This is a genomic window from Shewanella sp. JNE2, assembly GCF_023159115.1.
Taxonomy (GTDB): Bacteria; Pseudomonadota; Gammaproteobacteria; order Enterobacterales; family Shewanellaceae; genus Shewanella; species Shewanella putrefaciens.
On record NZ_CP096169.1, the window covers coordinates 1006290 to 1024591 of the forward strand.

Annotated in this window: 19 protein-coding genes; 10 read left to right on the forward strand and 9 right to left on the reverse strand. The window is 43.5% G+C overall.

What is annotated here, in order from left to right; all coding sequences use genetic code 11:
• Positions 1 to 63 precede the first annotated feature (63 nt).
• On the reverse strand, positions 64 to 606 hold the full coding sequence (locus MZ182_RS04570) for a Tfp pilus assembly protein FimT/FimU (protein WP_248067406.1): 543 nt from the start codon (positions 604 to 606) through the stop codon (positions 64 to 66).
• Positions 607 to 789: 183 nt separating this feature from the next.
• On the opposite strand from MZ182_RS04570, the gene ung reads away from it, so the two are divergent.
• Positions 790 to 1455 (forward strand): uracil-DNA glycosylase, encoded by a 666-nt coding sequence (gene ung / locus MZ182_RS04575; protein WP_248067404.1) that lies wholly within the window; start codon positions 790 to 792, stop codon positions 1453 to 1455.
• Between the two features lie 62 nt (positions 1456 to 1517).
• On the opposite strand, the gene ispB is transcribed toward ung, so the two are convergent.
• Positions 1518 to 2489 carry an octaprenyl diphosphate synthase gene (gene ispB / locus MZ182_RS04580; RefSeq protein ID WP_248067401.1) on the reverse strand — a complete coding sequence of 324 codons (972 nt, stop codon included), beginning with the start codon at positions 2487 to 2489 and terminating at the stop codon, positions 1518 to 1520.
• Between the two features lie 275 nt (positions 2490 to 2764).
• Here ispB and rplU point away from each other — a divergent pair, with 275 nt between their 5' ends.
• The 7 genes from rplU to MZ182_RS04615 all read left to right on the forward strand — a co-directional run bounded on the left by rplU (position 2765) and on the right by MZ182_RS04615 (position 7130).
• Complete coding sequence (rplU, locus tag MZ182_RS04585; protein WP_011790452.1) at positions 2765 to 3076, forward strand: 50S ribosomal protein L21; 312 nt, start codon at positions 2765 to 2767, stop codon at positions 3074 to 3076.
• A 14-nt stretch (positions 3077 to 3090) separates the two neighbouring features.
• On the forward strand, positions 3091 to 3345 hold the full coding sequence (gene rpmA / locus MZ182_RS04590; RefSeq protein WP_007650346.1) for a 50S ribosomal protein L27: 255 nt from the start codon (positions 3091 to 3093) through the stop codon (positions 3343 to 3345).
• A gap of 215 nt (positions 3346 to 3560) precedes the next feature.
• Positions 3561 to 4727, forward strand: a complete 1167-nt coding sequence (gene cgtA / locus MZ182_RS04595; protein WP_115015975.1) for an Obg family GTPase CgtA — start codon at positions 3561 to 3563, stop codon at positions 4725 to 4727.
• 27 nt (positions 4728 to 4754) lie between these two features.
• On the forward strand, positions 4755 to 5516 hold the full coding sequence (locus MZ182_RS04600; RefSeq protein WP_011790450.1) for a threonine/serine exporter family protein: 762 nt from the start codon (positions 4755 to 4757) through the stop codon (positions 5514 to 5516).
• Positions 5513 to 5986 carry a threonine/serine exporter family protein gene (locus MZ182_RS04605; RefSeq protein WP_011790449.1) on the forward strand — a complete coding sequence of 158 codons (474 nt, stop codon included), beginning with the start codon at positions 5513 to 5515 and terminating at the stop codon, positions 5984 to 5986. Before MZ182_RS04600 ends, MZ182_RS04605 begins: the two co-directional genes overlap by 4 nt.
• A 29-nt stretch (positions 5987 to 6015) precedes the next feature.
• On the forward strand, positions 6016 to 6498 hold the full coding sequence (gene folA, locus MZ182_RS04610) for a type 3 dihydrofolate reductase (RefSeq protein ID WP_248067398.1): 483 nt from the start codon (positions 6016 to 6018) through the stop codon (positions 6496 to 6498).
• 215 nt (positions 6499 to 6713) lie between these two features.
• Positions 6714 to 7130, forward strand: a complete 417-nt coding sequence (locus MZ182_RS04615; RefSeq protein WP_011790447.1) for a DUF3718 domain-containing protein — start codon at positions 6714 to 6716, stop codon at positions 7128 to 7130.
• Positions 7131 to 7313: 183 nt separating this feature from the next.
• Here the strand turns inward: MZ182_RS04615 and MZ182_RS04620 are convergent, their stop codons facing one another.
• From MZ182_RS04620 to lptD, 7 genes are all read right to left on the reverse strand, one after another.
• Positions 7314 to 9335 (reverse strand): methyl-accepting chemotaxis protein, encoded by a 2022-nt coding sequence (locus MZ182_RS04620; RefSeq protein WP_248067395.1) that lies wholly within the window; start codon positions 9333 to 9335, stop codon positions 7314 to 7316.
• A gap of 95 nt (positions 9336 to 9430) precedes the next feature.
• Positions 9431 to 10255 carry a symmetrical bis(5'-nucleosyl)-tetraphosphatase gene (locus MZ182_RS04625; RefSeq protein WP_011918815.1) on the reverse strand — a complete coding sequence of 275 codons (825 nt, stop codon included), beginning with the start codon at positions 10253 to 10255 and terminating at the stop codon, positions 9431 to 9433.
• 21 nt (positions 10256 to 10276) lie between these two features.
• On the reverse strand, positions 10277 to 10657 hold the full coding sequence (gene apaG, locus MZ182_RS04630; protein ID WP_011790444.1) for a Co2+/Mg2+ efflux protein ApaG: 381 nt from the start codon (positions 10655 to 10657) through the stop codon (positions 10277 to 10279).
• Positions 10658 to 10708: 51 nt separating this feature from the next.
• Positions 10709 to 11515 (reverse strand): 16S rRNA (adenine(1518)-N(6)/adenine(1519)-N(6))-dimethyltransferase RsmA, encoded by an 807-nt coding sequence (gene rsmA, locus MZ182_RS04635; RefSeq protein ID WP_248067392.1) that lies wholly within the window; start codon positions 11513 to 11515, stop codon positions 10709 to 10711.
• Between the two features lie 15 nt (positions 11516 to 11530).
• Positions 11531 to 12517 carry a 4-hydroxythreonine-4-phosphate dehydrogenase PdxA gene (gene pdxA, locus MZ182_RS04640; RefSeq protein ID WP_011790442.1) on the reverse strand — a complete coding sequence of 329 codons (987 nt, stop codon included), beginning with the start codon at positions 12515 to 12517 and terminating at the stop codon, positions 11531 to 11533.
• Between the two features lie 6 nt (positions 12518 to 12523).
• A complete protein-coding gene (gene surA, locus MZ182_RS04645) occupies positions 12524 to 13828 on the reverse strand; it encodes a peptidylprolyl isomerase SurA (RefSeq protein WP_011790441.1) in 1305 nt (434 codons plus the stop codon).
• 243 nt (positions 13829 to 14071) lie between these two features.
• Positions 14072 to 16369: an LPS assembly protein LptD gene (gene lptD / locus MZ182_RS04650; protein ID WP_248067390.1), complete on the reverse strand. Its 2298-nt coding sequence runs from the start codon at positions 16367 to 16369 to the stop codon at positions 14072 to 14074.
• A gap of 116 nt (positions 16370 to 16485) precedes the next feature.
• On the opposite strand from lptD, the gene MZ182_RS04655 reads away from it, so the two are divergent.
• Positions 16486 to 17565: an aminoglycoside phosphotransferase family protein gene (locus MZ182_RS04655; protein ID WP_248067385.1), complete on the forward strand. Its 1080-nt coding sequence runs from the start codon at positions 16486 to 16488 to the stop codon at positions 17563 to 17565.
• A complete protein-coding gene (gene murU, locus MZ182_RS04660) occupies positions 17566 to 18243 on the forward strand; it encodes an N-acetylmuramate alpha-1-phosphate uridylyltransferase MurU (protein WP_248067383.1) in 678 nt (225 codons plus the stop codon).
• Positions 18244 to 18302 lie beyond the last annotated feature (59 nt).

Here is an 18302-nt window from a genome sequence, read left to right on the forward strand (position 1 = left end):
CTGGAAAATAACAAATCAATGGCCGATTCTATCCTAATTAGCTTAAGAAGGAATCGTTAAACATCAACTATTGGGATCTAAGTCGGTCGTAACGGTTCCATCGCGGGAGTCATAGTAAACGGCCAATTTGTCATTAGCTCGATAGGAATATTTACACTGACTAGGGGAGATGTAACTGGCTTTATAATCGGTGTCATCGGCATCAATATTTAAACGCGAAACGCTAGGTAGTGCATTCTGAAACAGCACTTGCCATACAGAAACGCAGTCTTCTACGTTATCCAATACGGGTGAGGCTTCATTGCCGTAAATATAGTGCTGGGCAGGCCAGCCAAAAGCGTTGAAATCAACTTGTTCAGACTGTGCTGTACCAAATACTGGTAAATCTTCGCTTGGACCTGAACCTACTTTTACTGCCCATACAGAACGAGCCAAATTGAGCCCCGTTTTAAAACCTCCGGCACTCGCTTTTACGCTGGCTATTTGTGCGTCCTGTTGTATGTTAACGAATTTGGGTAACGCCACGACAGCGAGAATGCCAAGCAATAGGATTACGACCACGAGTTCTATTAAGGTAAAACCTGCTTGTGGGTCTTTTGATCTCATTATGGTCAATATGAAGCGACGAGGTGAGTTTAAAATGTGTAGGCACTATAACATTTAAAATCGGCCTAATTAACTTAAAATGGTTTTATTGTGGGCCGAGTGAGCACATTAATCTCACACTTGGCTTGTGAATGTTAGCCATGACTTTTAAGCTAGCCACATTGTAATTTGAGGATAATTATTGTGACTTTTTCAACTTGGCAGGATTTTATTGATAACCAGCGTGCACAAACTTACTACCAAGAGTTAATCGCATTTGTGAACAAAGAACGACAATTGGGTAAGGTCATTTATCCTCCTAAAGAGGATGTTTTTAACGCTTTCAAGATGACTCCCCTTGAAAATGTTCGAGTCGTACTCATTGGACAAGATCCTTACCATGGCCCAAATCAGGCGCATGGATTATGCTTCTCCGTTAGGCGTGGTATTAAGCCACCACCATCATTGGCTAATATGTATAAAGAACTGGTTAATGATATTCCTGGTTTCCATATTCCTAACCATGGTGATTTAAGCCACTGGGCCGAACAAGGGATCTTAATGCTCAATACGGTATTAACAGTTGAGCAAGGCCAAGCTCACTCACATGCCAATGCTGGCTGGGAGATATTTACTACCGCAGTATTAAAATTGTTAAACGAGCAATCTAGGCCGATTATTTTTGTGCTGTGGGGTAGCCATGCAATAAAGAAAGGTGCAGTCATTACTGCGCCGCAGCATCAAGTATTGTCTGGACCACATCCATCCCCTTTATCCGCCTATCGTGGATTTTTTGGTTGTGGGCATTTTTCAAAGGTGAACCAATTGCTGACAGCGCGGGGTGAAATCCCTATACAGTGGCAAGTTTAATGACTCAATAAAAAAGGTCTTACATAGTAAGACCTTTTTTATTCCAAGTTGAGTGCAAACAATTAATGATTGCGATCAACTGATATTTTAGCCAGTGACACTAAAGCCTCTTTAAATTCGCTATCTGGCAATACATCCAGTGCTGCAATGGCTTTTTCCGATTCTTCAATCGCTTTTTGCTGAGTGTAGGTTAATGCACCACAGTGATGTAATGCGGCCACAATTTTATCAATTGCCTGCGTACCATCACCTTGCTCAATGGCTTGGCGAATAAGTTGCCTTTCCTCATCGGTGCCGTGGGCGATGGCGTAGATTAAAGGTAGCGTCGGTTTGCCCTCGGCGAGATCATCCCCAATATTCTTTCCTAACTCTTCAGTATCAGCGGTGTAATCGAGCAAATCATCAGTTAATTGAAAAGCGGTTCCGAGATATTTCCCATAATTACCAAGAGCGGTTTCCTGCTCAGGGCTTGCTCCCGCTAATACAGCTGCAAGCAAGGTCGCCGCCTCAAATAACTTAGCTGTTTTACAGTAAATGACACGCATATAGCTTTCTTCAGTGGTGTCAGGATCATTGCAATTCATTAATTGCAATACTTCACCCTCAGCCAGTACGTTGGTCGTATCCGCTAAGACCCGCAACACTCTCATATTATCGAGTTCTGTCATCATCTGAAATGAGCGCGTGTAAAGGAAATCACCCACAAGCACACTTGCACTGTTTCCAAATAGGGCGTTCGCGGTTTCGCGCCCACGGCGAAGTGTCGATTCATCAACAACATCATCATGGAGTAATGAGGCGGTATGGATAAACTCAATGATAGCCGCGAGCTTGAGGTGTGCATCACCTTCGTAGCTTACCGTACGTGCAGCAAGCACTGACAGTAAAGGACGAAGACGCTTACCGCCACCATTGATAATGTAGAAACCTAGCTGGTTGATCAGGGCGACATCTGACTCAAGCTGTTTATATATCAGCTGATTGACTGCTTGCATATCAGTGTCAGCCAGTTGACGAATAGCGTTTAAATCCATAATAGACTCTGGTTGTGGGGCCATTACGTACCCGGCCTCTATTTTAGGCTCACGTGTTATATAGAATGAATTTTACCTAAAATTCTGACATATGACAGCACTCGGACAACTAATGTGCGAGTTATTCCGGCCTTTTTTTATTCTTTCCTAATTAGGGCTTGTCAGAAATGGATTCTTCGCGTAAACTCCGCGCCCATTGTCAATAAAGTTTTTGTAGCACCCTGCCTCCCCAAAAGTGCGAGCCAGCGTGTTAGGAATATCGGAGTAAAATAGCTATGTACGCTGTTTTTCAAAGTGGTGGTAAACAACACCGTGTAGCTGAAGGCCACACAGTTCGTTTAGAAAAATTAGAAGTTGCTACTGGTTCAACTGTTGAGTTCGATCAAGTTTTACTGATCGCTGATGGTGAAACAGTGCACGTTGGTGCTCCTTTAGTAGCTGGCGGTAAAGTCGTTGCTGAAGTAGTGAGTCATGGTCGTGGCGAGAAAGTAACTATCGTTAAGTTCCGCCGCCGCAAGCACCATGACAAGAAAATGGGCCACCGTCAGTGGTTCACTGAAGTTAAAATTACTGCTATCAACGCATAATAGGAGTCTAACTCATGGCACATAAAAAAGCTGGCGGTTCTACTCGTAACGGCCGCGATTCAGAAAGTAAACGTCTAGGTGTTAAGCGCTTTGGCGGTGAATCAGTTCTAGCTGGTAACATTATCGTTCGTCAACGTGGTACTAAATTCCACGCTGGTGTAAACGTGGGTATTGGTCGTGACCACACTCTGTTTGCATTGACTGACGGTAAAGTTAAATTCGAAGTTAAAGGTCCTAATAACCGCAAGTTTATTAGCATCGAAGCTTAATTTTCGAATCTAGCTTACACTGTTAAAGCCCCGCCTTTGGTGGGGCTTTCTGTTTTTTATGCTTCTATTTACGCTGTATCAATGATGAGTTTGGTAAATTTTTACCAAATTGAGGGCGTTGGCAGGTAAGATTGGGAGCAAAGTATCTCGAGTTTTTTGGCGACCGATGAAGTTAGACGGTATAATTCCTTCATTCAGTGATGCCAGGAGTAAGTATGAAGTTTGTCGATGAGGCAGTAATTAGGGTCGAAGCGGGCGACGGCGGTAGCGGTTGTGTCAGTTTTAGACGCGAAAAATATGTACCTGATGGTGGTCCTGATGGTGGTGATGGTGGCGACGGCGGCAGTGTGTATCTGCAGGCCGACGAAAACTTCAACACTTTGATTGAATTTCGCTTCGAGCGTTTTCACATGGCTGAGCGCGGTGAAAATGGTCGTGGCCGTGACTGTACTGGTCATAGTGGTAAGGATTTGATTTTAAAGGTGCCTGTTGGAACACGCGCGATTGATCATGATACCGAGGAAGTGCTTGGTGATCTGACAACCCACGGTCAAAAGCTATTGGTGGCTAAGGGTGGTTTCCATGGTTTAGGTAACACCCGTTTTAAGAGCAGTACTAACCGTGCACCACGTCAGAAAACCCTAGGGACGCCCGGTGAAGTTCGTAGCCTGAAGCTTGAGCTATTACTGCTTGCCGATGTGGGTTTACTCGGTATGCCAAATGCGGGTAAATCGACCTTTATTCGTGCTGTATCCCGCGCAACGCCTAAAGTTGCTGATTATCCCTTCACAACTTTGGTCCCCAATTTAGGTGTGGTCAATCCGCGTCCTGGCCAGAGTTTCGTCATTGCCGATATTCCCGGTTTGATCGAAGGTGCAGCCGAAGGTGCGGGTTTAGGTATTCGCTTCTTAAAGCATCTTGAGCGTTGCCGTATTTTATTGCACATCATTGATATTGAACCTATCGATGGAACCGATCCAGTTGAATCTGCGCGCGCTATTGTTGGTGAACTTGAAAAGTATTCTCCTAAATTGGCGAGTAAGCCTCGTTGGCTAGTCTTTAACAAAACCGACTTGTTACTTGAAGAAGAGTTGCAAGAAAAAGTTGAGCGCATTGTTAAAGAGCTAGAATGGGAAGGAGATGTGTATACTATCTCCGCCTATAATCGCGAAGGCACTAAAGAATTAGCTCTGAAGTTATTGGATTACATTGCGAGTCTGCCACTAGAAGACAATGTTGTTAATCCAGACGATGAAGTGGAATTCAAATGGGACAATTATCATCAAGCTAATCTTGATTCAGTCAATGAAGATTATGATGATGATTTTGACGACGACTTTGATGATGATGACTACGACGTAGAAGTCATTTACCAAAGATAATATTAATGTCTGAGTTTTGAGAGTCCCGTGTACGCTGATACTCAAAATGATATTACTCGGCAGGTTGTGCGTGTTGCACAACTGCTACTGGCCTATGGCGCTGAATCTGATCTCGTTGAAGAAATCAGTCAGCGTTTAGGCCAGGCTTTAGGCCTTGCTAGCGTAGAGCTTTCTATTTCCTCAAATTCCCTCGTCTTGACCAGTTTGGTTCATGGCCGCTGTATTACTACTACCCGTCGAATTCGTGAACATGGCATCAATATGACCATAGTGTGTGAATTGCAGCGGATCTGCTTATTAGCTGAAAAAGGGCTTTATGGACCTAATGAAGTTCGTAAACGTCTAGCCCGTATTGAGCCTAAAACCTATCCACCTGCTTTAGTTGTGTTAATGATAGGGCTGTCCTGTGCCAGTTTTTGCCATCTCTTTAATGGTGATTTAGCCGCGTGTGTGATCACTTTTTTTGCTTCTGCGGTAGGCATGTCCGTTCGTTTAGCGATTGCCAAACGCCATTTTAATTTATTGGTGAATTTTGCTACGACTGCATTTGTGATTAGTATGATTGCGCAAACAGGTTACGTATTTTCACTCAGTGAAACACCACAGTCGGCAATGGCGGCGAGTGTGCTCATGTTGGTGCCTGGTTTCCCTATGATTAATGCGATTTCCGATATGGTGAAAGGCCATATGAACGTGGGGATTTCACGCTGGGGACATGCAACACTGTTGACTGTATCGTCTGTGATTGGCATAACCATTGCCATGCAGCTTGGTGGTATCTTTCTATGATAGAACTACTGAACATGCTTTTACATGATGCATTTTTTTCAGCTATTCCTGCCGTTGGTTTTGCCATGGTGTTTAATGTGCCCAAGCGTTTTTTACCTTACTGCGCTTTAGCTGGCGCGATAGGGCATAGCTCGCGTACCTTGATGCTTCACTTTGGCCTTCCTATCGAATGGGCGACATTTGCTGCTGCAGCTTTAGTGGGGATGATAACAATAGGGTTTGCGAAGCGCCATTTAGCGCCACCTTTAATGTATGCTGTGGCCGCTATTATTCCGATGATACCCGGTACTTACGCATTTAATACTGTGATTGCTTTAGTGCAGTTAACTGCTCAGTCTCAGGTGAGCCAAGAGTTAACCGGCCAAGTGATCAGCAATGGTTTAAAAACCGTCTTTATTCTTGGAGCATTAGCGGTTGGGCTTGCATTGCCGAGTCTATTGTATTTTAGAACCCGCCCCGTTATTCGGTAATTCTTTATATCTACAACACTGGAGTGAGCATGCGCATTGCTATGATAGCCGCGATGGCAAATAATCGAGTCATCGGAAAAGATAATAAAATGCCGTGGCATCTTCCTGAGGATCTTAAACACTTTAAGGCGATGACTTTAGGCAAGCCAGTCGTGATGGGACGTAAGACCTTTGAGTCAATCGGTCGCCCTCTCCCAGGTCGTCATAACATTGTGATATCCCGCCAAGCCGACCTTGTGATTGAAGGTGTGACCTGTGTGACCTCATTTGATGCAGCCAAACAAGCTGCTGGTGAGTGTGAAGAGTTAGTGATTATGGGGGGTGGTCAGCTTTATCGGGAACTATTACCTCAGGCCGATATCCTCTATTTAACCCAAATTAACCTTGATGTTGAAGGTGATACCTATTTTCCTGAATGGGACGCTCGTGATTGGCAAGAAACCGAATCACTATCCTGTATAAATGCCGATGGACTGGAATATCGCTTTATCAATTTGACAAAAAAATGTTAAATTAGGTTGTTCTGTTGTGTACCCTGTGCGTATGGATTGTCAATATGTCTAAAGTATTGATCATTTTGGCGACTTAGTGGTGATGTGAGCTAACCCAGATGGCGTTGCAAAATCTAGCCGAAAACTAAGGCCATAGTGGCTAGTATCCTTTAGATATTGCTGCATCCCATACAAAATTGATAATAAAACTATAAGAAAGTATTAAGGAGTATCGGATGCGTCTTATGCCTGTGGCTTTGGCTGCGTTAATCGGTTTTAGTTATGTTTCTGTTCCAACACAAGCTGCTGCGGCTGATGCAGATCCACTTGTAGCAAGTATTTGTGATTATGTGAAAGCGAATGATAAAAACCGCTTACGTAAGAAATTGAAAGAGAGTCGCGTTAAATTACGTCAGATCTACAGCGGTATTAATTGTGATGGTCAAAGTCTGTTACGAACGGCTTATAGCGCCAATGCAAGCGATGCAGGAGAATTTGTCGCTAAGCGTTTGTCTGTGACTGAGTTAAGTGTGCCAGAATCAGACGGTATGACTATTCATGCTTGGGCAGAGGCTAATGGGCATAGTGCAAGCCCTATCACTGCTGCAGTAAAAGATCGTCTTGGTGGTTCAGCGGGTGGTGAAGAGGATTAATTCTCTTAACTAGCTGAATTTGAATTCTGATTGACGAGTGTTAAAGCAAAAATGCCGAACTACAATTCGGCATTTTTGTTACTTAAACATGTAGCGGATTAACCGTTTTAGTGTATTTTTGAGGCTTTATGTTAGTCGCAATATTAAAGGTCGCTTGTGCGACCCTTATTAAGGCTGACTTATTTACACTCTAAACTCACCCACCGAAGCTTGAAGCTCCTCAGCTAATTTTGCGACTTGGTGGCTAGATTGAGCCGTTTGATCTGCCCCGATAGCGGTTTCTTCAGATATTGCAGCAATATGTTCTAGTTTTTCTGATACTTGTTGGCTGACTAAATTTTGCTCCTGTGCGGCATGCGCGATATGGGTGCCAGAGTCATAGGCTTTATGAACAGACTGACTTATCGTTTCTAATGCCAAATTTGCTTGTTCGGTTTTTTCAACACAAGCATTAGCTTGGGCACGACCCATATCCATGGCCGCTACAGCCTGCTCTGCGCCCTGTTGTAACACTTCTATCATTTGTTGAATTTCACGGGTAGAGACTTGAGTTCGAGAGGCTAGGTTACGCACTTCGTCGGCAACAACCGCAAACCCGCGCCCTTGTTCACCAGCCCTTGCCGCTTCAATAGCCGCATTTAACGCTAATAGGTTGGTTTGCTCTGCGATGCCACGGATCACATCAAGAATGGAGCCAATAGAGGCGCTATCCGATTGCACTTTATTGATGACTAATCCCGCTTTAGATACCTCATCAGCTAAGGCTAAGGTAGTTAATTTATTCTCTTGCGCAATAGCGCGCATATGTTGGGTTTCTAGATCTGCCTGTTTGATTTGCTCAAGTGCTTCATCGGCACTTTGTGATACTTGTTGGGCACTAGAACTAAGTTCAGTAGTTGCGGTAGCAACTTGATCAACCTGACTTTTTTGTTCTTGTATGCCCGAAGTTGTTTGCGCTGTGATGGCTGATGTTTGCTCCGCTGCTGCTGCAAGTTGGTTCGAACGGTCCAAAATACCAATGATCAAACTACGTAGGCTGTCGACAAGTCTATTACAGTTTTTAGCCAGCTCTGCAAATTCATCGTGGCCGGAATCGTCCAATTTATGGGTTAAATTGCCAGAGGCTAAGACATTAAGTGCATGATTAACTTGCTGAAGTGAGCGTTTCAATGGATTGACTACAGCGAAGCTAATAATAATTGCTGCCACTATAGCGATTAACACAACGATAATAATACGCAGGCTGGCAGCATCAATTTCTGCCATCGTTGCTTGACTCATATTGGTAGCGATAAGTTCGATATTATTGCTAACGTCTTCCATATTGGCATCAATGATCTTTCCATCTTTTTCAATAATCGCGAGTTTATTAATTGACTCTTGAGTATGAATTAACTGGCTAGATTTAAGATCTACCATTGAATCTTTGCCTTCGACTAATGCTAAGACTTTGCCAATATCATTATTTATGGATTGTAATGTATCGGCTTCGACTATGCCTTGAGCGTGACGATTAACATATTCAAGTTTATTTTTTGTTTCACTGATAATGTAATCGAGTTCTTTAGCTATAAGCTCATGCTTACTTGTTTCTTCATTCGTGACTAAATCTGCGATGGTGGTAATAATATTGCCTAGGCTAGTGTCTATGGCGCTGGCAGAGGCTGCAATACTTTGCATATCTGGATTTTGGCTACTCTCAAGGTCAATCACATCGAGTAGCGTCGATGAAGCGTCATCTGCCGCATTTTCGAGTTTTTTCTTTAGGTTGATAAGCAACTCTTGTTTACTCAGAGCTGACTCTCGCTCAGAAAACATCGCTAAACTGTCATGTTCGAAGGTTGAGAAGCTACTACTCAGTTGAGCTATCAGTGATGATAGATTGGTTTGCCTTTGAACTAATTGAGTGAGATTGCTAATTTCACTTTTAAATTGGGTACTATGACCATCAAAGATTTTATGAATATTGGGGATGTTCGTTGATTTTTGAGTATGAAAAGCGATTAACACTTGGCGTTGTTGCTCACTTAAACTTTCTGTTAAACGATTGGTTGCTTTGAGTGCTGGTAAGCTTAACTCTTGCATCAACGCTGAACTATCTTTAAGGCTGGTATTCGTTAAGTAGGAGGTAAATCCTAGCAATAAAAGTAAAAGTGTAACAATGCTAAATCCGCCAATAACTCTGGTGGCTACATTAACTTTCATAGGATACTCCAATTATTATTATATTTTTTCCAAATGAAAAGGGGATTAAATTCAGGGCTGTGCACAATCGTTTATCGACCATAGGCCGTTTTAGTTTAACTCTTTTTTAACCTTTTTTGGGTAATTTTTTGGTCTTTTTCAAGATGCCATAGGGTTAAGTGTTCGCCCCAGCAACAGCCTGTATCTAAAGCCTTTAATTTTTTATCGTTGACATTTCCCATCAGTGCAGCCCAATGGCCGAAGACTAGAGTGTGGCTTTGACGTAATGGAGAAGTGTATTCATACCATGGGCGTAACTGTGGATCAGTACAATCCTGTGGTGGTTGTTTACAATCAAAATTGAGGTGGCCATCGACATAGAGATAACGCATTCGAGTCAGAGCATTAATGCAAAAACGTAATCGAGCTATGCCTAATGCCGTTGGTTCCCAACGCTCTGCGCTATCTGTGTACATTTGGCTTATTAAAGCCTCTAGATAGTCATCTTGCTTGAGTGCATGACTAACGAGTGCTGATTCTTGTCTCAGTGTTTCTAATGACCACTGCGGAGGCACACCAGCATGGGTCATAATCAGTTGTTGCTCAGGTAATTCACGCATGAGCGGCTGTTGCCTGAGCCAATCAATTAACTCATTAATATCATCAGCTTTTAGAAGGGCTTTCAGATTGTCACTTGGTTTATCACGTTTAAGCTTACCGTGAATTGCCATCAAATGCAGATCATGATTACCCAATACGGTCTTAGCCGAATCACCAAGTGATTTGAAGAATCTTAATGTGGCTAAAGAATCGGGGCCTCGGGCAACAAGATCTCCCACCGCCCAGAGCTCATCTTGGGATGGATTAAAATCAACTTTTTCAAGTACCTTTTGTAATTCGGTAAAACAGCCTTGAACATCACCAACAAAATAATGAGCCACAATATCCTTTCTACAGTTAAATCAATGTAATAAACCTGGAGTCGCTAAGCGGAAAGGTTTTATTATCGCTTCAAAGCGTTCCCCTGACTCGCTGACCATACCATAAGTACCGTGCATGATGCCAAGAGGAGTATCAAGTAGGGTACCACTGGTATATTGATAAGCCGTATTGGGAGGAATGGTGGGCGTTTCGCCAACGACACCTGCACCTTGAACCTCGCTGGTATTGCCATTTGCATCTGTAATTATCCAGTGACGAGTCTCGAGTTTTGCCGCTTGCTCGCCCAAATTGATAATCGTGATAGTGTAGCTAAATAAGTATTTTTCATCCTCGGGGGAGGATTGCTGCTCAATATATTCAGTTTTAACTTCTACTCGAATTGAGGTGTCCAATGCGCTCATTCTTATTCCTACAATGATATTGGGCACAGGGTGTGCCCACACATAACACTACTAAGCCTTTCTATCGCAGATCATATTTGCCATTGCAACATATTGCTCGACACTGATTTGTTCAGGACGTTGGCTTTGATCAATCCCTAACTGTTCGAACTCGGCATCGCTCAGCATATGCTTGAGATTGTTACGCAGCGTTTTACGGCGCATGTTAAAGGCGGTGGTACAGAGTTGGCGTAGTACATTAACATCTTTACAGGGGAATGGCTTTTCCGCATAGGGTAAAAGACGCACAACCGCAGAGTCAACTTTAGGGGCTGGCGTAAAGCTATGGGGGGGAACCTCGAGTACAGGGACAACTTGGCAAAAATATTGCGCCATAACGGTTAAACGGCCATAGGCTTTGCAACCCGGACTTGCCGATAGACGCAGGACGACTTCTTTTTGTAGCATAAAGTGCATCGTTTCAATCTGTTCGGCAAACTCGAACAGATGGAACATTAATGGCGTCGAAATGTTATAGGGCAAATTACCGAATACTTTGAGCTTTTTACTCGGAACAACGAGCTGACTAAAATCAAATTGCAGGGCATCACCCTGGTGAATGGTCAGTTTGTCTTTAAGGACGGGGTGTTTATGTAAGCGTTCAACCAGATCACGATCCAGTTCTACTACGGTGAGATTATCGACCGCCATTGCAACGGGCTCGGTTAAGGCGCCTAAACCAGGACCAATTTCTACCATGACATGGTTATTATCAGGTGCAATTGCGCCGACAATACGATTAATCACATTGCCGTCGGTTAAAAAGTTTTGTCCAAAACGCTTTCTGGCCGTGTGGCCTAAATGTACTTTGTTGCTCATTAATAATATAATCGTTTAGTTTTTTGAGGATAACTCAATGGCTTTATTCAGAGCGCAGACAAAACTGCCGATATCGGCCTTGCCTGTGCCCGCGAGATCGAGCGCTGTACCATGGTCAACCGAGGTACGGATATAGGGTAAACCTAACGTAATGTTTACCGATTTGCCAAATCCTTGTGACTTGAGAACGGGAAGTCCTTGGTCATGGTACATGGCCAAGACGACATCTGCGTCCTGTAAATATTTGGGTTGGAACAGTGTGTCCGCTGGTAATGGACCGACAATATTCATCTGATATTCTTCACGCAACTCGTTAAGTGCAGGAATGATTACATCAATTTCTTCCCGTCCTAAATGTCCATCTTCACCTGCATGTGGGTTTAAACCGCACACATAAATTTTCGGTGAAACGATACCAAATTTACTGATAAGGTCAGCATGTAAAATCTTGATAATATGTTGTAACCGTTGGCGAGTAATGGCTTTTGCTACATAGGCAAGTGGGATGTGGGTGGTGACGAGCGCCACCTGTAACCCGGGTGTTGCTAGCATCATCACGACATCTGGGCAGTTGGCTTGATGGGCAAAAAATTCCGTATGTCCGCTAAAGGAAATACCCGCTTGGTTGATAATCCCTTTGTGTACAGGGCCTGTGACGACGGCATCGAATTCACCGCTCATGTTTCTTTCGCCCGCATAGCGCAAGGTTTCGACTACATAAGGACTATTCTGTTCATCAAGTTTGCCACATACCGCAGCACTCACCAATTTGAATGGGGCTATGGTTAATGTGCCTGCTTCTTGAGGTTGGGGAGCCTGATCTGGTAGATACGGTCGAAAAGAGACCGTTAGACCGAGCTGCTTTGCACGGCTAGCGAGTAATTCTGGGTCGGCACAAACGACTAACTCAACAGGCCAAGCCTGTTGAGCGAGTTGTACGACTAAATCGGGGCCGATACCTGCAGGTTCTCCTGGGGTAACGGCAATGCGTTTAGTGGTCAATTTTACTTAACCTCGGTTGGTCTCAGGCTGAAAGACTTCAATGTATGCGTCTGAACGCATTTCGTCTAGCCAGTTTTGCAGTTCTTCATTAAATTTGCGACGGAAGATCAACTGGTGCGCGCGGTTGCTATTGAACTGATCCGTTGCATCGGTTTTTCTTCTTTCTTCTAATTGAGTGATATGCCAACCGTGGGTTGTGCGGAAAGGTTCACTGATTTGATCTATGGCTAAACTGCTAAGTGTTTGAGCAAATTCTGGCACATAGATATTGGGATCTGCCCAACCTAATTCACCCCCTTTAGCCGCAGAGCCCGGATCCTCTGAATACTGGCGGGCGAGATCTTCAAATTTAGCTTCTCCAGCACGAATTTGTTTTAGGAATTGTTCAAGCATCGCTTTTGCACGGTCATCGGATAAAATTGGCGATGGCTTAAGCAGAATATGTCGCGCTCTGACTTCTTCTATTTCTTTCGTTTGTAAACCGCGGGAATCCATGATCTTAATGATATGAAACCCCGCGCCACTTTTAATTGGGCCGATAATGTCACCGGTTTTCGCTCCGCTAAGGACTTCGGCGAAAAGCGTTGGCATTTCGTTGATGTTCATATAATCCCAGATACCGCCTTCGAGGGCTTTAGGCCCTGATGATGATGCGATAGCGGTACGGCGAAAATCTTCCCCATTTTTCAAACGCTCAAGGACGATATTGGCTCGTTTGCTGGATGCTTCGAGTTGTTCACTTGTCGGGTTGTTGGGTACGTCAATTAGGATATGGCCAATTTGATATTCCACATCTTTCATACCTTGTTCTTGGATCAGTTTCACTAAGCTGGATATTTCTTGCGGTGATACTTGAATACGGCGTTGTACTTGAATGCGTTGAATCTCACCTAGGGTGATTTCTTCACGCAGCTGTTCACGGTACTGACTAAAACTTAAGCCTTCACTTTCAATTTTTTGTTGCATTTGCGCGACTGACATTTTCTGTTCACGAGCGATGTTTTCAATCGCTTGATCTAATTGTAAGTCACCGATATGTAAGCCAATACGATCGGCCATTTGCAGTTGTAGACGGGTTAAAATCAAGCGTTCAATAACCTGAGTACGCAGTGCACTATCAGAAGGTAACGATTGATTTGCCGCTTTGGCATTGGCTTTTACTGTGCCAATCATGCTGACGATTTCACTTTCGAGCACAATTCCATCGTTAATTTGGACTGCGACACGATCGAGTGGTTGAGGTGCGGCCAATGTAGGTTGGCTAATCGCAAGTGCAAATAAAGCAAAAATCAGATGTTTACTGGGTTTCATCCACAAAATCCTTGGCACGTTCTAAAGTCAGGTTCGACAACTTATTTGGGTTAACTTTACCATTTATATCGAAATTACATTGAGTTGCCTAAATGTTTATCTGCTGACAACTCGATAAAGAGTGCGACATTGTCTGCTGAAATTGGCGCTAGGCCAAGCTTGACTAATACCGTCGCTATCTCTTAGTAACCTAGTTGGACTCTCAGTCCTTGTTGAGGTTCAGCAATCTATCACAATTCTTTGCTAATTCCTCAGGTAAAGCGGTTTTCTGTAGTTAAACAGGCCATCATTGAGCATATCGGTGACACCGAGTGGGCCAGAGCCTCCGAGTCCTTTAATGATGACATTAAAATACACACCACTTTCAAACAGTTCGCGACTGTCGATAGCAGATGAGCCTATATTGTCGTCGTAATTAGTTTTTATTCGATAGTGGTAGCTGAGTCGAAGTGCATAGCAGCAAGACTCATATTGAAAACCTGTGTAGGTTTCGACGCTGCGGTTTTCATTGAGATCATAGTACCAGTTACCCACAAAATAGAGACTGTCATTAATGGGCCAAGCTGCGCGTACTCCCGCTTGGGAGATATTGGCGAGATCGTTGGTATTTGAGTTCAGCAAATCGGGTACGTAGCGGTAACTAAGCTGCAGTAATTTGTTGGCTTCGGGCCTAAAGTCTAGGGTTGCCTCTGTTTTTTTATTATCGCTGGTATTGGTATCGTACTGAATTGCAGCACCTAAGTACCAGTCTTGAGTGAGACGAGTATCTAATTCGGCAGCAAGTATAGAAGTCGATTGATTTTGCTCAAAAATACTATCTTCGTGGCCGAGTTTACTGTCTTCTAAATAAAAAATTTGCCCAAGGCTGAATTTAGTGACTTCTTGGTTGTGGTCATCAAAGAGACGGGTGGTCACACCGAGCGTCATCTGATTGGCATCCGCAATGCGATCAAGGCCTGAGAAGCGGCGATCACGGAATAGACCATAGTAGTCGTCTTGCAATTGAGCGGTATCGTAAATGCCGATATTTCGTTGATCTTCATATCCTACATAGAGGTATTGAAATTGTGGTTCAAGTGTTTGGCGATAATTTTGCTCAAATAACTCAGTAAAACGTTCAAAGTTGATCTGACCATTAATCCGTACCTGTGGAATGGTTCGATTAATACTGTCATCCAGATTTTTATTTGGATCGAGATTCGTTTGCCAATAATTGGTTTGCATTAATTTGACTTGGCTAGTCAGTGAGCCAGAGGGACCATGGATAGGTAAGGAGATACTGGGCGCCATATGCAAACGTGTCGCGGTGTTAACGTCATTATCCTGATGGGCAAAATTAGTTAATTCAGAATTAAAACCAAAATCTAGGTTGCTCCAAAAATCAGCCGCTCTGAAGTTAAAGTTAACCTGTGGCATGACTTGATAAGGCTTTTCTTCTTCACCAAGGACTTTAATATCTTGGACTCGGGTACTTAAATCCCAATTGTTTTCAAAGTAACTCACTTCCCCAATTCGGGATAGTTGATTATCGGTCGCGCGGTTAACATCTGATTTCAAATCATTAAAATAGTTGTTATCTGACACCTCAGTAAAGTTACTCATTACCCGCCAATGCTTATCAATAGCGCCTTGGTGCTGCCAGTTGTATAAATAACGATTAGGTCGGCTACTGAGTAATTGGTCATTGCCTAAATATTCTAAGTTTAAGCGGCCATTTTGAGCATCTCCGGCCAGATAGCGGAATTCAGTCTTAGTGAATATCCCTCTGTTAGACATATAATTAGGCGTGAATGTGAGATCATATTCTGGCGCAATGTTCCAGTAATAAGGTGCTGAAACCTCAAAACCGCTCGTCGTACTTGTACTAAAGCTAGGATAGAGAAAACCCGATTTACGTTTATCAGAAACAGGGATTGTCATGTAGGGAATGTAGAATACAGGGACCCCCGCGATTCTTACTTTGGCATTCCAAATTTCCCCCCACTCTTCTTCACTGTTGATTTTGATTTTCTCGGCCTCAAGCAGCCAAGATACATTGTCAGGAGGGCAAGTGGTGAAATTAGTATTGGTTAAAATAAGATTATTGTTGATGGTGATTTGCAATTTTTCAGCATCACCATTCACTTGTTGTCCATGTAGCCAGTATTTAGCGCCTTCCAACGTGGCGCGATTAGAGCGCATCTGAGCTTGTAGGGACTGTGCTGTAACAGTGAAGTTACTGTCTTGAAACACGAGATTGCCATTGGCATCAAATTGCTGAGTCTCTTGGTTCAGAATCGCTTCATCTGCAGCGATATGTCGGTCTCCTTGGCTAAAGACGACATTGCCACTAAAAATGGCTTGTTTGTTCATTTCTGCATTGGAACTGTCAGAAATAATACGAATTTTATTGAGTTCAGCCGCACTCATTCCCTCAGTGTGGGATTCAATTCTGGGTACTGGCGGTTCAATGACGCATTGGGATGCGGTCGTAGTAGGAGATTCGTCTGCCAGGACTAATTGCGGTAACAGGCTCAGGGCCAGAAAGTAACGGATCTGCATCTTAGGTCAATAATAATGATTTCTTAGTCTGGACAAGTATCGATGGGGAAAGTTGCAAAGTACAAGTGCAACACGGCTAAATAAATCTCTCAATTTCTTAGCTGTTTCCAAATTATATGCCAGCTATAATAAAGCAATTTTTCTTTAAGAGCCATGAAATGACTTTATCCGATCCGAGATTTATTTCCCTTAATCAGTGGCTGAATCGTTATTTTTCCTATGATGTCACACCTGTGTTGATTTCTGGTGATGCGAGTTTTCGACGTTACTTTCGGGTAACAACCGCAGACGCGAGCTTTATTGCCGCCGATTCTCCACCAAATCTTGTGCCTATTGCCCCTTTTATTGCGTTATCGCAGGCCTACAGTGCAGTGGGATTGACAGTTCCAAAAGTGATTGTCGCTGATGAAACTCAAGGGTTTATGTTATTGAGCGATCTTGGGGATATCCAACTGTTATCGGTACTTACATTGGATAATGTGAGTGATTATTACCAGAGTGCACTTAGTTTATTACCAAAGATTGCGACGGTGGTTGAATGTACCTGTTCTGATACGGGGGTAACTCAACCCTTACCGCTGTATGACGAGGCTTTTGTACGTCGGGAATTACATATTTTCACTGAATGGTTATTTGGGACTCATCTACAGCTTTCACTCAATGATGATGAGGTTCTATTACTCAATAAAAGCTTTGATATTCTAGTGGACAATGCTTTATCTCAACCTAAGGTGGGGATGCACCGTGATTTCCATAGCCGCAATTTAATGCTCCAAGGTGAGGCATTGTCTGTTATCGACTTTCAAGATGCCGTTATAGGCCCTGTGACCTATGATGCTGTTTCACTCCTGCGTGATTGTTATATTCGCTGGCCACAGACCTTAGTGGCAGAGTTAATGGTGCAGCATTATCAGCAAGCCTTAGCGCACGGGTTTATACCTGTTGGTACACCTTTGAGTCAGTACCAACGCTGGTTTGATTTGATGGGGTTGCAACGCCATATCAAAGCGGTGGGAATATTTGCTCGCTTACATTATCGTGATAATAAACCTGCTTATATGGCAGATATTCCATTAACACTTACCTACATCGTTGACATTGCAAATATTTATCCTGAACTAACGCCCTTTGCACTATGGCTGCAGGCGCGAGTTTTACCTGCATTCGATGCGGCTTATTCTAAGAGAGAGCAATGAATGAAAGCCATGATCCTAGCGGCAGGAAGGGGCGAGCGCTTAAGACCATTAACTGACACTGTACCTAAACCATTAGTGCCAGTATTAGGTAAGCCTCTCATTGTTTATCACATTGAAAAATTGGTAGCGTTGGGGATTACCGATATAGTGATTAATCATGCTTGGCTCGGACATAAATTAGTTGAAGCGCTGGGGGATGGGAGTGCCCTTGGCGCCAATATCCGTTATAGCGCGGAAGAACATGCACTTGAAACGGGAGGCGGTATTAAACGCGCTTTACCTTTTTTGTGCGAAGACGGAAGTGATGCGCCCTTTTTAGTGATTAACGGTGATGTATTTATCGATGCTTTACCGCCTTTACCAGTGCTTGAGAACGATATTTTTGCTCACCTATGGCTAGTCCCCAATCCTGAGCAGCACCCCCAAGGTGATTTTGTTTTAAGTGGGAATAGGGTCAGTGAACAAGGGAGCACAAAGTTCACTTTTTCTGGCCTAGGTATTTATCGTCCTAGCTTATTTAATGGGACGCCAGAAGGGGCCTTTGCTTTAGGACCGTTATTGCGATCACATATGGCCCAAGGCCGAGTGAGTGGTGCTATGTTCGAAGGATTTTGGTGTGATGTAGGCACTGTGCCGCGTTTACAAGCCCTCGAGTTAACCTTGCTGGATAGCAAGTAAATTAATAGGCTTTGCTCCTTTGGTGCAGGCTGACACAAAAATATATTATTAAGATCAGG

What these genes read in the sequence shown, in the direction of transcription:
- MZ182_RS04570 (WP_248067406.1), bottom strand. Translation starts at nt 606, where the DNA reads ATGAGATCAAAAGACCCACAAGCAGGTTTTACCTTAATAGAACTCGTG.
- ispB (WP_248067401.1), bottom strand. Translation starts at nt 2,489, where the DNA reads ATGGATTTAAACGCTATTCGTCAACTGGCTGACACTGATATGCAAGCA.
- rplU (WP_011790452.1), top strand. Translation starts at nt 2,765, where the DNA reads ATGTACGCTGTTTTTCAAAGTGGTGGTAAACAACACCGTGTAGCTGAA.
- rpmA (WP_007650346.1), top strand. Translation starts at nt 3,091, where the DNA reads ATGGCACATAAAAAAGCTGGCGGTTCTACTCGTAACGGCCGCGATTCA.
- cgtA (WP_115015975.1), top strand. Translation starts at nt 3,561, where the DNA reads ATGAAGTTTGTCGATGAGGCAGTAATTAGGGTCGAAGCGGGCGACGGC.
- MZ182_RS04605 (WP_011790449.1), top strand. Translation starts at nt 5,513, where the DNA reads ATGATAGAACTACTGAACATGCTTTTACATGATGCATTTTTTTCAGCT.
- folA (WP_248067398.1), top strand. Translation starts at nt 6,016, where the DNA reads ATGCGCATTGCTATGATAGCCGCGATGGCAAATAATCGAGTCATCGGA.
- MZ182_RS04615 (WP_011790447.1), top strand. Translation starts at nt 6,714, where the DNA reads ATGCGTCTTATGCCTGTGGCTTTGGCTGCGTTAATCGGTTTTAGTTAT.
- MZ182_RS04620 (WP_248067395.1), bottom strand. Translation starts at nt 9,335, where the DNA reads ATGAAAGTTAATGTAGCCACCAGAGTTATTGGCGGATTTAGCATTGTT.
- apaG (WP_011790444.1), bottom strand. Translation starts at nt 10,657, where the DNA reads ATGAGCGCATTGGACACCTCAATTCGAGTAGAAGTTAAAACTGAATAT.
- rsmA (WP_248067392.1), bottom strand. Translation starts at nt 11,515, where the DNA reads ATGAGCAACAAAGTACATTTAGGCCACACGGCCAGAAAGCGTTTTGGA.
- surA (WP_011790441.1), bottom strand. Translation starts at nt 13,828, where the DNA reads ATGAAACCCAGTAAACATCTGATTTTTGCTTTATTTGCACTTGCGATT.
- lptD (WP_248067390.1), bottom strand. Translation starts at nt 16,369, where the DNA reads ATGCAGATCCGTTACTTTCTGGCCCTGAGCCTGTTACCGCAATTAGTC.
- MZ182_RS04655 (WP_248067385.1), top strand. Translation starts at nt 16,486, where the DNA reads ATGCCAGCTATAATAAAGCAATTTTTCTTTAAGAGCCATGAAATGACT.
- murU (WP_248067383.1), top strand. Translation starts at nt 17,566, where the DNA reads ATGAAAGCCATGATCCTAGCGGCAGGAAGGGGCGAGCGCTTAAGACCA.